The sequence below is a fragment of the Saccharopolyspora shandongensis genome (assembly GCF_900106995.1).
Lineage (GTDB): Bacteria > Actinomycetota > Actinomycetes > Mycobacteriales > Pseudonocardiaceae > Saccharopolyspora > Saccharopolyspora shandongensis.
Genome location: NZ_FNOK01000003.1, coordinates 274143 through 287446, shown reverse-complemented (window position 1 = coordinate 287446; position 13304 = coordinate 274143). Strand labels below are relative to the sequence as shown.

The window sequence follows — 13304 nt, the reverse complement described above, 5'->3', positions numbered from 1 at the left end:
TGTTCGAGATTGCGGATGGTCGGGGCCGGGCTATTGCGCCCGGCCGGGCGAGCTGGTTACGTCGCAGTGGTCAGACCATGGTCTCGGCGATGGAGGACGCATGAGCACGCCACGGCGCAGTGCGAGTTGGTTCGGGGCCCACGGCCGGGCCGGGATGACCGCCCGATCCTGGGTCAAGAACCAGGGCTACAGCGACGAGGTGTTCGACGGCCGCCCGGTGATCGGCATCGGCACCACCTGGTCCGAGCTGGCACCGTGCAACGCCCACCAGCAGCGGATCGCCGAGGCGGTCAAGCGCGGGGTGTGGCAGGCGGGCGGTTTCCCGCTGGAGTTCCCGAACATGGCGCTGGGCGAGACGCTCATGCGCCCGACCACCATGCTCTACCGCAACCTCCTCGCGATGCAGGCCGAGGAGACCATCCGCGCCAACCCGCTGGACGCCGTCGTGCTGCTGTCCGGGTGCGACAAGACGACGCCCGGCCTGCTGATGGCGGCGGCCAGCGTCGACCTGCCCACCGCGATGCTCACCGGCGGGCCGATGCTCAACGGCAAGTACCGGGGCACCGACATCGGCTCCGGCACCGCGGTCTGGCAGGCCGAGGCCGACCTCGTGGCGGGCAAGATCACGCAGGACGAGTGCTACTTCATCGAGGGCTGCATGTCCCGCTCCAACGGGCACTGCATGACGATGGGCACCGCGTCCACGATGGCCTGCATCGTCGAGGCGCTCGGCATGCAGCTGCCGTACGCGGCGTCCTGGCCGGCCGTCGACGCGCGCCGCTACGCCGCCGCCCAGCAGACCGGGCAGCGCATCGTCGAGATGGTCGAGGAAGATCTCAAACCCTCCGACGTGCTCACCCGCGACGCGTTCCGCAACGCGATCCGGGCCAACGCCGCGATCGGCGGCTCCACCAACGCCGTCGTGCACCTGATCGCCATCGCCAAGCGCGTCGGCGTGGAGCTGACCGTCGACGACTTCGACACCGACACCCGCGACGTGCCGACGCTGGTGAACCTGCAGCCCAGCGGCAAGTTCCTGATGGAGGACTTCTGCTACGCGGGCGGGCTGCCCGCGGTGCTGAAGGAGCTCGGCGACCTGGTCGAGCGCTCGGCGGTGACGGTCAACGGCCGCTCGATGGGCGAGAACATCGCCGGCGCGGAAGTGCACAACCGCGAGGTGATCACCGCGTTCGACGAGCCGTTCCAGGCCGTCGGCACCGGAACGGCCGTGCTGCGCGGCTCGCTGGCGCCGGACGGTGCGGTGATCAAGCAGTCCGCGGCGTCGCCCCGGCTGCTGCAGCACCGCGGCCCGGCGATGGTCTTCGAGGACGTCGACGACTACTGCGCGGTCTGCAAGGACGACGACCTCGACGTCGACGAGAACACGGTGCTGATCGTCCGCAACGCGGGGCCGAAGGGCTATCCGGGCATGCCGGAGGTGGCCAACGTGCCGGTGCCGAAGAAGGTGCAGGACCGCGGATTCGACGACATCGTGCGGATTTCCGACGGCCGGATGAGCGGCACCGCCTACGGCACGGTGATCCTGCACGTCACGCCGGAGGCGGCCGCGGGCGGCCCGCTGGCCTTCGTGCACACCGGCGACATCGTCAGCATCGACGTGCCGAACCGCCGCGTCGACCTGGAGGTGCCGGAGGACGAGCTGAACCGACGCCGGGCGGAGTGGAAGGATCCGGACAACCCGTACCCGCGCGGCTACCAGCGGCTGTACTACGACCACGTGCTGCAGGCGTCGGACGGCGCGGATCTGGACTTCCTGGTCGGCAAGTCCGGCAGCGACGTGCCCCGCGACGGCCACTGACGGCGGCCGCGGGCCTTCCGGGGCGTCCTGGAAGGCCCGCGACCGGCCGAGGGTGTCCACTGTGGTCAGCCGCGCGGCACCTGCGGGTCGCTCCAGCCGAGGTAGTTCTTGAAGTAGGAGACGCTGTCGGCGTGGCCGATCTTGCCGCCGATGCTGCTCGCGTAGATGCCGCCCTTGCCGTCGGCGATGCCGACGTGCCCGTACTGGCTGATGTTCCAGTACACGAACGCGCCCTTGGGTGGGGTGGAGCCGTCGGTGTGCGCCTTGCCCGCGCGCACCGCGCCCTGCCAGTGCGCGATCGCGGACGGCCAGACGCCCGTCGTGCCCCAGGCGTTCTCCACGGCCTTCTCGCAGAGGCCCTGGTAGGAGGTGTCGCCCTGGTGCTGCTGGAACCACTCGACGGCGCCCTGCGCGGTGCCATCGGCGGGACTCATCTGAACGGCCTGCGATGCGGGTTCGGCGATCACGCTCGGCGCGGCGAGCGGAGCGAGCACGAGTGCTGCGGCAACACCGCAGGCGCCGGTTAATCGAACGAGACGGTTCTTGTTCACGAAGTCCTCCCGGAGCGCAAAAATCTCCAACGAACGGGAAGGACGCTAGCGACCCCCACTGCCGAACACCATCAAGAACACCTGAACAGCCGATGACAGCCTGCATTCGCGGCTCCTTCGCGCCACCCGTGAGCGTGGTGCCGGCGGCGGTGGGGGCTTGCGCGTCTTGCGGTTCCGAGATGCGGTGACGTCACCGCAGATCATCGGTCACGGGTTCCGGCCGGCTTCGAGGTTCTGCACATCCGGAGGGCAGTACGCGGCTACTGTTTCTGATATCGCGCCGAGTCGGGGCGGGTGCGCCGGGAATGCTCCTGCCACATGCCTGGAAGCAGGGAAGGGTCACGCTCGCGGGCTGGATCCTCGAAACGGGAATGCAGCAGCTCGACCGCTACCGGCCGATTTTGGTCCACAGTTGCTCGAAGTGCCTGAATACGATCTGTGAGGCATCGGTATCGGCGATTTGGCGGAGCACGTACGGGCTTGGCAGGCTCAAATTTCGTGCGACCATCGACGATTCGTTTGCGTTGCGAACGCTGATTGCGCGAAGAGGCTTGTCTCGATCATCCTGCCACCGGTGCAGGACTGATGGGGGGACGTTATCATCGGCGGCTTCGCCTCCGATCTCGGTATAGTCTTCTTCGGCCTCCGCCATGCCGTCTTCGTAGTCGAATCTGATGATCAGCGGGTGTCCGATGTGATCTGCGAGGAACTTCCAGAGCGATTCGTTCGGCAATTTTTGCATGGGATTCCGTGGTTTGTTCCCCGGGTCCAGGCGGTAGTAGTTGACGCTTTCGTCGTCTTTGAGACGGGCTTCCCAAGCGTGAGGTACACCGTGCAAGGCGTGCGAATTAGATGCCCGAGGTCGCTCATGGGCTCCTCATTCAATCTTTTCCTCAGCCGCCGAGTTCGTCGGCCATGCGCTGCAGGGCGGCCGGTCGCCTCGTGGTCCGCGATGGCTTCGCGCAGGGCGGTCGAGAGCGCGGAAACCGCATCGTGTGCCACGGATGTGGTCGACAGCACGGTCTCGGCGGTGTTGTCCAAGACCGGCGGCAGGAACTGGCAGATCACGCCGTAGGCGGTCGGTGCCCAGTCGCACGCCGCGCCCCGCGTCGGCGGCCTCGCCGCGGCGTGGCCCGAATATCCGAGTCGGACGAGTTCTACTGCACCTCGGGAGTGCGGCGGTGTGGGCGAATCGGTGCTGGGCCGGACGGCGCAGCCGGTGATCGACCGAACAGGTGGCCGACCATGGGGATGCTTCCTCAGGTGGTACCGGTAGCCTGTCGCGACGTGCCTTCCGCGGTCGCGACAGCTCCACCTCGCCCGTCTCACGTCGAGCCGGTGGAGATCGAGAAGCTCGCCGATTTCATCGGCGCGCGCGTACTTCGCGCCCCTGGTCACAGCGCTGCCGCAGCGCCGGTGACCGGGGCGACCCTGCGTGCTCAGCACGTTCGTCCTGGCGATCTGTTCGCCGCGCTGCCGGGCACCCGCGTGCACGGCGCCGACTTCGCCGAGCAGGCGCTGGATGCCGGCGCCGTCGCAGTGCTCACCGACCAGGCCGGGATCGAGCGGGTCACCCTCGCCGAGCACCCCGCCGTCCGGGAGGGCAAGGTCGCGCTGCTCGTGCACGACGATCCGCGCGGCGTGCTCGGCACCGCCTCGGCGCTGATCTACGGCGACCCGTCGCAGAAGCTCAAGGTGCTCGGCGTGACCGGCACCTCCGGCAAGACCACCACGACCTACCTGCTGGAGTCCGCGCTGCAGGCCGCCGGGTTCGGCACCGGGCTGGTCGGCACCGTCGAGACCCGCATCGCGGGCGACCGGCTGGACAGCGCGTTCACCACCCCCGAGGCGCCGGACCTGCAGGCGCTGCTGGCCGTGATGGTCGAGCACCGGGTGACCTATGTGCCGATGGAGGTCTCCAGCCACGCGCTGGCCATGGGCCGCGTCTCCGGCACCCGGTTCGCCGTCGGCGCCTTCACCAACCTCTCCCAGGACCACCTGGACTTCCACCGCGACCTCGAGGACTACTTCCAGGCGAAGGCGCTGCTGTTCGACGGCCGCGCCGAGCACGAGGTCGTCTGCATCGACACCGACTGGGGCAAGCGGCTGGTCAAGCCGGACACCATCACGGTGTCCACCGCCGCGGACGCGACCTGGTCCGCCACCGACGTGCAGGCGTTCCCGACCGGGGAGCAGACCTTCACCGCGCACGGCCCCGACGGCCTGGAGCTGGACATCCGGCTGCGGCTGCCCGGCCCGTTCAACGTCGCCAACGCGCTGCTCGCGATCGGCGTCCTGCACGCCGCCGACGTGCCGACCTGGGCCATCGAGCGCGGCCTCGCGGAAGTCGACGTGCCCGGCCGCATGGAGCGTGTCGCGCTCAGGCAGGAATTCACCGCTGTGGTGGACTACTCGCACAAGCCCGGCGCGGTCGCCGCGGTGCTCGACGCGGCCCGCGCGCAGGTCGACGGCAAGGTGATCGTCGTGCTCGGCTGCGGAGGCGACCGGGATGTCGCGAAGCGGCCGTTGATGGGCGAGGCGGCCGCCCGCCGGTCCGAGCTGCTGATCGTCACCGACGACAACCCGCGCAGCGAGGACCCGGCGGACATCCGGGCGGCCATGCTGGCCGGTGCGCAGGAGGTGCCCGCCGACCAGCGCGGGGACGTGATCGAGATCGGCGACCGGCGCGCGGCCATCACCGCGGCGGTCGAGCGAGCCGAACCGGGCGACATCGTCGTCGTCGCGGGCAAGGGCCACGAGACAGGGCAGGAGGTGGCGGGCGTCGTGCACCCCTTCTCCGACCGGGAGGAACTCGCCGCAGCCCTGCGCCATAGGCTCGGGGCCCCAGGGAAAACCGATGTTCGTCGGGGGCAGGGCGACGAGGAGGCAAGTTGATCCGGCTCAGCCTCGCTGACATCGCGGAAGCGGTGGACGGCAGGCTTCATCGTGCGGAAGGCCCGGAGATCGTCAGCGCGGGTGTCGAGTTCGACTCCCGCAAGATCGAACCCGGCGGGCTGTTCGTGGCCGTGCCCGGGGAACGGGTCGACGGGCACGACTTCGCCGCGCAGGCGATCGCGGACGGTGCGGCGGGCGTGCTCGCCGCGCGGGAGGTCGACGCCCCGGCGGTGATCGTGCCGCCGGTGGACGACGACAGGCACGGCGCGCTGGCGTTGGCCGGCGACGTGGACGGTTCCGGTGCCGCAGTGCTGGCCGGGCTGGCGAAGCTGGCCCGCCACGTGGTCGACCGGCTGCCGCAGCTCACCGTGGTGGGCGTGACCGGCTCGTCGGGCAAGACGTCCACCAAGGACTTGATCGCGCAGCTGCTGGAGCCGATGGGCTCGACGGTCGCGCCGCCCGGCTCGTTCAACAACGAGCTCGGCCACCCGTGGACCGTGCTGCGCGCCGACGAGAACACCCGGCACCTGGTGCTGGAGCTGTCCGCGCGCGGCGTCGGGCACATCGCGCACCTCTGCGAGGTGGCGCCGCCGCGCATCGGCGCGGTGCTCAACGTCGGCCACGCGCACCTCGGCGAGTTCGGCTCGCAGGAGGCGGTGGCCCAGGCCAAGGGAGAACTGGTCGAGGCGCTGCCCGCGGACGGCGTGGCGGTGCTCAACGCCGACGACCCGCTGGTCGCGGCGATGGCGGAGCGCACGAAGGCCCGCGTCGTCTTCGTCGGCGAACATCCCGACGCGCACGTGCGCGCCGTGGACGTCGACGTCGACGAGCTGGCGCGACCGACGTTCACGCTGGTCACCGCGCAGGGCGAGGCCCGGGTGACGCTGCCGCTGTTCGGCGAGCACCACGTGGGCAACGCGCTGACCGCGGCCGCCGTGGCGCTGGAGCTCGGCGCGACCGTCGAGCAGGTGGCCGAGCGGCTCGGCTCGGTGCGCCGGGTGTCCGCGCGGCGCATGGAGGTCAGCGAGGCGCCGGGTGGCTTCACGGTCGTCAACGACGCCTACAACGCCAACCCGGAGTCGGTCCGGGCGGCGCTGAAGACGCTGGCCGCGATGACCCGCGGGCGTCCGGGCCGGGCGTGGGCGGTGCTGGGACCGATGGCCGAACTCGGCGAGTCGGATACCGAGGCGCACGACGAGATCGGACGGCTGGTCGTCCGGCTGAACATCGACCGGCTGGTGGTGGTCGGCGAGCAGGCCCAGGTGATGCACCAGGCGGCATCGCTGGAGGGGTCGTGGGGAGAGGAGTCGGTTCTGGTGCCGGACGTCGATGCGGCCGTCGCGCTGCTGCGCGCCGAGCTGCGTTCCGGTGATGTGGTGCTGACCAAGGCATCGAATTCCGCCGGGCTGTGGCGGGTCGCCGAGGCACTGCTGGCCGAAGGGGACGCGGGGAGGCAGCAGCCGTGAAGCCGATCCTCGTGGCGGCCGCCGTGTCGCTCGTCGTTTCGATCCTGTTCACGCCCTATCTGATCCGGGTGTTCTCCAGGCAGGGCTTCGGCCAGGAGATCCGGGAAGAGGTGCAGAGCCAGCACGCCGCCAAGCGCGGCACCCCGACCATGGGTGGCGTGGCGATCCTGGTGGCCATGTGGGTCGGCTACCTGGTGAGCCACCTGATGGGCGGCGACCCGATGACCGCGTCCGGGCTGCTGGTGCTGGGCCTGACCACGGCGCTGGGCATCGTCGGGTTCCTGGACGACTTCATCAAGATCCGCAAGCAGCGCAACCTCGGGCTGAACAAGACCGCGAAGCTGGTCGGCCAGCTGATCGCCTCGGTGCTGTTCGCGATCCTGGCGATCCGGTTCGCCAACTCCAACGGCGTCACCCCGGCATCGGTGGAGCTGTCGTTCCTGCGCGACATCACGGTGATCTCGTTCGGCGCGATCGGGTTCGTGATCTTCGCCTACGTCGCGATCAGCGGCTGGTCGAACGCCGTCAACTTCACCGACGGCATGGACGGCCTGGCCGGCGGCACCGCGGCGATGGTGCTGGCCACCTACGTGCTGATCTCGTTCTGGCAGCTGCGCAACGACTGCTTCGCGCCGTCGGGCCCGATGCCGGGCTGCTACACGGTGCGTGACCCGCTGGACATCGCGGTGGTCGCCGCGGCGGCGATGGCGGCCTGCGTCGGCTTCCTGTGGTGGAACGCCGCGCCCGCGAAGATCTTCATGGGCGACACCGGTTCGCTGGCGCTGGGCGGCCTGCTGGCCGGGCTGTCCATGGTCACCCGCACCGAACTGCTGATGATCGTCATCGGCGGCGTGTTCGTGGTCGAGGCGCTGTCGGTGGTGCTGCAGATCGTGGTGTTCCGCAGCACCCGGCGACGGCTGTTCCGGATGGCGCCGTTCCACCACCACTTCGAGCTAGCCGGGTGGGCGGAAACCACGGTGATCATCCGGTTCTGGGTGCTGGCCGGGATCAGCTGCATGTTCGGCGTCGGCCTGTTCTACGCGGACTGGCTGGAGAAGGCCATGATCCTCAAGTGACGACGGGCGTCGGGGCCGTCGCACGGCCGACTGCGAAGACACGTTAGGGAGGCGGACCGGTGGCAGGGCGGTTCGAGGGGCGGAACGTGCTGGTGGCCGGTGCCGGGGTGTCCGGCCGCTCGGCCGCCGAGGCGCTGCTGGCGGCGGGTGCGACGGTCACCGTCACCGACGCCTCCGCCGACCGGCTGGTGGCGTTGGCGTCGCTGCAGGCGCAGGGCGCGGAGCTGGTAGCCGGACTGGTCGAGCCGCCCGCGGGCACCGACCTGGTCGTCACCAGCCCCGGCTGGCGGCCGGACGCGCCGCTGCTGGCGGCGGCCGTGGCGGCCGGCGTCGAGGTGATCGGCGAGGTCGAGCTGGCCTGGCGGCTGGACCAGGAGAAAGAGGTGCCGGCCAGGTGGCTGGCGGTCACCGGCACCAACGGCAAGACGACGACGGTCAGCATGCTGGAGTCGATCCTGCGGGCCGCCGGCGTCGACGTGGTGGCCTGCGGGAACGTCGGGCTGCCGGTGGTCGACGCGGTCCGCGCCGGGCACGAGGTGCTCGCCGTGGAGCTGTCCAGCTTCCAGCTGCACTGGTCGGATTCCGTGGCGGCGTTCGCCGCCGTCGTCCTCAACCTCGCCGCCGACCACCTGGACTGGCACGGTTCCCTCGACGCCTACGGCGACGCCAAGGCGAAGGTGTACGCCGGCAACTCCGTCGCCGTCGCGAACGCCGACGACGAGTGGTCGACCCGGCTGTCCGCCGCTGCCGTGGCGGACGCCCGGCGGGTCTCCTTCACCCTGGGCGCCCCGGCGGAGGGGCAGCTGGGCGTGGCGGGCGGTTCGCTGGTGGACCGGGCCTTCGGCGATGGCGTGGTGCTCGCGGGGCTCGCGGACGTGCATCCGGCGGGCCCGCACAACGTGGCGAACGCGCTGGCCGCGGCGGCGCTGGCGCGGGCCTGCGGCGTCGAGCCGGCGGCGGTGGCCGACGGGCTGCGGACGTTCCAGCCGGGCGCGCACCGGTCGGTGGTCGTCGCGGAGGCCGCCGGCGTGTCCTATGTAGACGATTCCAAGGCGACCAACCCGCACGCGGCGGACGCGGCACTGCGCGCGCATCCCCGGGTGGTGTGGATCGCGGGCGGGTTGCTGAAGGGCGCCGAGGTCGACGAACTGGTCGCGGCCAACGCCGATCGGCTCGCCGCCGCGGTGCTGATCGGCCGCGATCGGGGCCGGTTCGCCACCGCGCTGGCCCGACACGCGCCGGATGTGCCGGTCCGCGAGGTCGCCGCGGGGGACGATGCGGGCATGCTGGAAGCTGTTCGCGCGGCCGACGAGTTCGCGCGTCCGGGCTCGGTGGTCCTGCTCGCCCCGGCCGCCGCGTCGATGGACATGTTCACCGACTACGCCCACCGGGGCCGGGCTTTCGCCGACGCGGTGCGCGCGGTGCTGGCCGATGCCCCGGCGGCGCACGGCGGGTGATCCGCCGTGACCACGATGACCAAGCCCGCCGCGCGCAGCCCGAGGAAGCGCGCCACCCGGACCGTGCTGTCGCCGCTGACCGCTTGGCTGACCCGGCCGCTGGCGTCCTTCCACCTGCTGCTGGCCGTCTTCGGCCTGCTGACGATCTTCGGCCTGGTGATGGTGCTCTCGGCCTCCAGCGTCGACTCGTTCGACAAGGACGGCTCGTCCTACAGCGTGTTCAGCAAGCAGGTGATGTACTGCCTCGCCGGGCTGCTGGTGTTCTACGCCGCGATGCGGGTGCCGGTGCGGCTGATGCGCCGGTACAGCCTGATCCTGCTGACGATCTGCCTCGGGCTGCTGGTGGCCGTGCTGACGCCGCTGGGCGTCAAGCTGAACGGCGCGCAGAGCTGGTTCGTGGTCGCCGGCGTGTCGTTCCAGCCCGTCGAGTTCGCCAAGATCGCCTTCGCGCTGTGGGGCGCGCACGTGCTCGTCACCAAGCGCGGCCTGATGACGCAGTACCGGCACCTGCTGGTGCCGGTGGTGCCCGCGGCGCTGCTGATGTTCGCGCTGGTCATGATGCAGCCCGACCTCGGGTCCACGATCACGCTGTTCATCGTGCTGCTGGCGCTGCTGTGGTTCGCCGGTGCGCCGCTGCGGCTGTTCCTGGTGATGCTGCTGGGCGCGGTGACCGGCGGCGTGGTGCTGGCGATGGTCGCCGACTACCGGATGGCGCGGCTGACCAGCTTCCTCGATCCGCTCGCCGACCCGTCCGGCAACGGCTACCAGGCCTCGCAGGCGCTGTTCGCGCTGGCCGACGGCGGTCTGTTCGGCCGCGGGCTGGGGCAGGGCTGGTCGAAGTGGCAGTACCTGCCCAACGTGCACAACGACTTCATCTTCGCGGTGATCGGTGAGGAACTCGGGTTCGTCGGCTGCGCGATCGTGCTGATGCTCTTCGGCACCACCGCGTACGTGGGCATGCGCATCGCGTTCCGCAACACCGACCCGTTCATCCGGCTGGTTTCGGCGACGCTGACGACGTGGCTGGTGGGGCAGGCGATCATCAACGTCGGCTACGTGGTGGGCCTGCTGCCCACCACCGGGCTGCCGCTGCCGCTGATCTCCTCCGGCGGATCGTCTGTGGTCACGGCGATGCTGGTGTTCGGCCTGCTGGCGAACTTCGCCCGGCACGAACCCGAGGCCATCGCCGCGCTACGGTCTTTGGGGCCGGGTCGGGTAGGCAAGCTGCTGCGGCTGCCCACCCCGGCGCCGTACCGGCCACCGGCGAAGCGGCGGCCGGCACGACCGACCCCACGAAGCCGGCCCGGCGCGAAGAGCTCCGGGGCGGCGGCAACTCGCCGGGGAAGCGGGGACACGCGCGCGCGTGGTGCGCGCAGCGGACGACCCGGATCCCGGGCGCAGACACGAGGAGGACACCGTTGAGCGGGGAGCAGACGGTCCGCATCGACCAGGGTGCTGCGGCCGACCCGCGGGGCGCCGCCATGGCCAGGCGGCCGCTGTCGGTGGTGGTCGCCGGCGGCGGCACCGCCGGGCACATCGAGCCCGCGCTGGCGCTGGCCGACGCGGTGCGCCGGCTGCGGCCCGACGCCCGGGTGACCGCGCTGGGCACCGAGCGGGGCTTGGAGAACCGGCTGGTACCGGCCCGCGGTTACCCGCTGGAGCTCATCCCGCCGGTGCCGATGCCGCGCAAGCCCAACGTCGATCTGCTGAAGCTGCCGCTGAAGGTGCGGGATTCGGTGAAGCAGACCCGCGAGGTGCTGGAGCGCGTCGGCGCGGACGTGGTGATCGGCTTCGGCGGCTACGTGTCGCTGCCCGCCTACCTGGCCGCGCGCGGCCGGGTGCCGATCGTGGTGCACGAGGCGAACGCGCGCGCGGGGCTGGCGAACAAGGTCGGCGCGAAGTTCGCGGAACGCGTGCTGTCGGCGACCCCGGACAGCGGCCTGGCCGGGGCGCAGACCATCGGCATCCCGCTGCGCGAGTCGATCACGCAGCTGGACAGGTGGGCGCTGCGGATGCAGGCCCGCCAGCACTTCGGGCTGCACCCGCACGCGCCGACGGTCCTGGTGTTCGGCGGCTCGCAGGGCGCCCGCACCCTGAACACCGCGTTCTCCGGCGCGGCGGAAGCGCTGGGGCGCGCCGGAGTCGGCGTGCTGCACGCGCACGGCCCGAAGAACACCATTGCGGTGCAGCAGGTTCCAGGCGCGCCGGTGTACACGGCGGTGCCCTACCTGGAGCGGATGGACCTGGCGTACGCCGCGGCGGACCTGGTGGTGTGCCGGTCCGGCGCGATGACCGTCGCCGAGGTCTCGGCCGTCGGGCTGCCCGCGGTGTTCGTGCCGCTGCCGCACGGCAACGGCGAGCAGGCGCTCAACGCGCAGCCGGTGGTCGCCGCGGGCGGTGCGCGGCTGGTGGCGGACGCGGAGCTGACCACGCAGCGCGTCATCGACGAGGTGTTGCCGCTGGCGCTCGACGCCCAGCGGCTGCAGGAGATGAGCCGGGCGACGCTGGGCAGCGGCCACCGCGAGGCGGACCGGGTGCTCGCGCAGATCGTGCTGGAGGTGGCCGGACAGTGACCGGAACATCCCCCTCGAACCTTTCGGACCTGGAAGCCGTGCTGGCCCGGGTGCACCTGGTCGGCATCGGTGGCGCCGGGATGAGCGGCATCGCCCGCATCCTGCTGGCCCGCGGGCAGGAGGTGTCCGGCTCGGACGCCCGCGACTCGCGCACGGTGCTGGCGCTGCGCGCCCAGGGCGCGCACATCGGCATCGGCCACCGGGCCGAGAACCTGGACCAGTTCGACGCGGACCCGACGGCGGTCGTGGTGTCCACCGCGATCAAGCAGGACAACGCGGAGCTGGTCGAGGCGCAGCGCCGGGGGGTCACGGTGCTGCGCCGCGCCGAGGCGCTGGCGGCGCTGATGGCCGGGCACCGGGTGGCGTGCGTCGCGGGCACCCACGGCAAGACGTCGACGACGTCGATGCTGACGGTGGCCTTGCAGCACTGCCGCTTCGACCCGTCCTTCGCCATCGGTGGCGACCTCAACGAGTCGGGCGCGAACGCGCACCACGGCGACGGCAGCATCTTCGTCGCCGAGGCGGACGAGAGCGACGGCTCGTTCCTGGTGTTCTCGCCATCGGTCGCGGTGGTGACCAACGTCGAACCGGACCACCTGGACCACCACGGCACTGCCGAGGCTTACATCTCGGTCTTCGACGAGTTCGTGCAGCGGATCGAGCCGGGCGGCGTGCTGATCGCCTGCGCCGACGACGCGGGCTCGGCCGCGCTGGCCGACAAGGCGGCGGCGCTCGGGATTCGCGTGCGGCGCTACGGGAAATCGGTCACCGGCGAGGGCGATGCCCGGCTGGTCGAATACCGGGCCGAACACGGCTCCGGGGTGGCGACCGTGGAGCTCGGCGGCGAGCGCGTGGACGTGCAGGTGGCGGTGCCGGGCGAGCACATGGCGGGCAACGCGGTCGCCGCGCTGCTGGCCGGGCTGGAACTCGGCGCGCCGCTCGGCGGCCTGCTCGACGGGCTCGCCGCGTTCGGCGGCGTCCGGCGGCGCTTCGAGTTCAAGGGCCGCGCCGATGGCGTCCGCGTCTACGACGACTACGCCCACCACCCCACCGAGGTCGATGCGCAGCTGCGCGCGGCGCGGCCGGTGGTCGGCGACGGCCGGCTGATCGTGGTGTTCCAGCCGCACCTGTTCTCCCGCACGGCGGCGTTCGCCGGCGAGTTCGCGACGGCGCTGGGCCTGGCCGACGAGGTCGTCGTGCTGGACGTCTACGGCGCGCGGGAAGACCCGGAGCCCGGCGTCACCGGCAAGCTGATCGCCGACGAAGTGCCGCTGCCGCCGGGGAAGGTGCACTACGAGCCGTCGTTCACGGCGGCGGCGCCGCTGGTCGCGGGCCTGGCCCGGCCGGGCGACCTGGTGCTGACGATGGGGGCCGGTGACGTGACGATGCTCGGCCCGGAGATCCTCCGCGAGTTCGACCGCGACACCGCGGAGGACCAGGGGTGACCCCGACGCGCCGCCGTGCAAC

General features: G+C 71.4%; 10 protein-coding genes. 8 read left to right on the top strand and 2 right to left on the bottom strand.

From position 1 onward, the window contains the following. Positions 1-100: 100 nt before the first annotated feature. Positions 101-1819 (top strand): IlvD/Edd family dehydratase, encoded by a 1719-nt coding sequence (locus BLW84_RS04625; protein WP_093261601.1) that lies wholly within the window; start codon positions 101-103, stop codon positions 1817-1819. 65 nt (positions 1820-1884) lie between these two features. Here the strand turns inward: BLW84_RS04625 and BLW84_RS04620 are convergent, their stop codons facing one another. Next, on the bottom strand, positions 1885-2370 hold the full coding sequence (locus BLW84_RS04620; RefSeq protein ID WP_143060857.1) for a CHAP domain-containing protein: 486 nt from the start codon (positions 2368-2370) through the stop codon (positions 1885-1887). A 388-nt stretch (positions 2371-2758) separates the two neighbouring features. After that, positions 2759-3103: a hypothetical protein gene (locus BLW84_RS04615; protein ID WP_093261599.1), complete on the bottom strand. Its 345-nt coding sequence runs from the start codon at positions 3101-3103 to the stop codon at positions 2759-2761. Positions 3104-3708: 605 nt separating this feature from the next. Between BLW84_RS04615 and BLW84_RS04610 the strand changes: the two genes are divergently transcribed. The 7 genes from BLW84_RS04610 (at position 3709) to murC (ending at position 13282) form a co-directional block, all read left to right on the top strand. Further along, a complete protein-coding gene (locus BLW84_RS04610; RefSeq protein WP_093261597.1) occupies positions 3709-5265 on the top strand; it encodes a UDP-N-acetylmuramoyl-L-alanyl-D-glutamate--2,6-diaminopimelate ligase in 1557 nt (518 codons plus the stop codon). Beyond that, positions 5262-6731, top strand: a complete 1470-nt coding sequence (locus tag BLW84_RS04605; RefSeq protein ID WP_093261595.1) for a UDP-N-acetylmuramoyl-tripeptide--D-alanyl-D-alanine ligase — start codon at positions 5262-5264, stop codon at positions 6729-6731. Before BLW84_RS04610 ends, BLW84_RS04605 begins: the two co-directional genes overlap by 4 nt. Continuing rightward, the gene (gene mraY, locus BLW84_RS04600) at positions 6728-7807 is read left to right on the top strand and encodes a phospho-N-acetylmuramoyl-pentapeptide-transferase (protein ID WP_093261593.1); all 1080 of its coding nucleotides are present in this window, start codon (positions 6728-6730) and stop codon (positions 7805-7807) included. The genes BLW84_RS04605 and mraY overlap by 4 nt, the downstream gene beginning before the upstream one ends. 59 nt (positions 7808-7866) lie before the next feature. Continuing rightward, the gene (murD, locus tag BLW84_RS04595; RefSeq protein ID WP_093261590.1) at positions 7867-9264 is read left to right on the top strand and encodes a UDP-N-acetylmuramoyl-L-alanine--D-glutamate ligase; all 1398 of its coding nucleotides are present in this window, start codon (positions 7867-7869) and stop codon (positions 9262-9264) included. Between the two features lie 15 nt (positions 9265-9279). Further along, positions 9280-10686: a putative lipid II flippase FtsW gene (ftsW, locus tag BLW84_RS04590; protein WP_245760938.1), complete on the top strand. Its 1407-nt coding sequence runs from the start codon at positions 9280-9282 to the stop codon at positions 10684-10686. A 59-nt stretch (positions 10687-10745) separates the two neighbouring features. Continuing rightward, positions 10746-11837 (top strand): undecaprenyldiphospho-muramoylpentapeptide beta-N-acetylglucosaminyltransferase, encoded by a 1092-nt coding sequence (murG, locus tag BLW84_RS04585; RefSeq protein WP_093261747.1) that lies wholly within the window; start codon positions 10746-10748, stop codon positions 11835-11837. 80 nt (positions 11838-11917) lie between these two features. After that, positions 11918-13282, top strand: a complete 1365-nt coding sequence (gene murC, locus BLW84_RS04580) for a UDP-N-acetylmuramate--L-alanine ligase (RefSeq protein WP_245760937.1) — start codon at positions 11918-11920, stop codon at positions 13280-13282. The last annotated feature ends 22 nt before the right edge of the window (positions 13283-13304 follow it).

What these genes read in the sequence shown, in the direction of transcription:
- BLW84_RS04625 (WP_093261601.1), top strand. Translation starts at nt 101, where the DNA reads ATGAGCACGCCACGGCGCAGTGCGAGTTGGTTCGGGGCCCACGGCCGG.
- ftsW (WP_245760938.1), top strand. Translation starts at nt 9,280, where the DNA reads ATGACCAAGCCCGCCGCGCGCAGCCCGAGGAAGCGCGCCACCCGGACC.
- murG (WP_093261747.1), top strand. Translation starts at nt 10,746, where the DNA reads ATGGCCAGGCGGCCGCTGTCGGTGGTGGTCGCCGGCGGCGGCACCGCC.
- murC (WP_245760937.1), top strand. Translation starts at nt 11,918, where the DNA reads ATGAGCGGCATCGCCCGCATCCTGCTGGCCCGCGGGCAGGAGGTGTCC.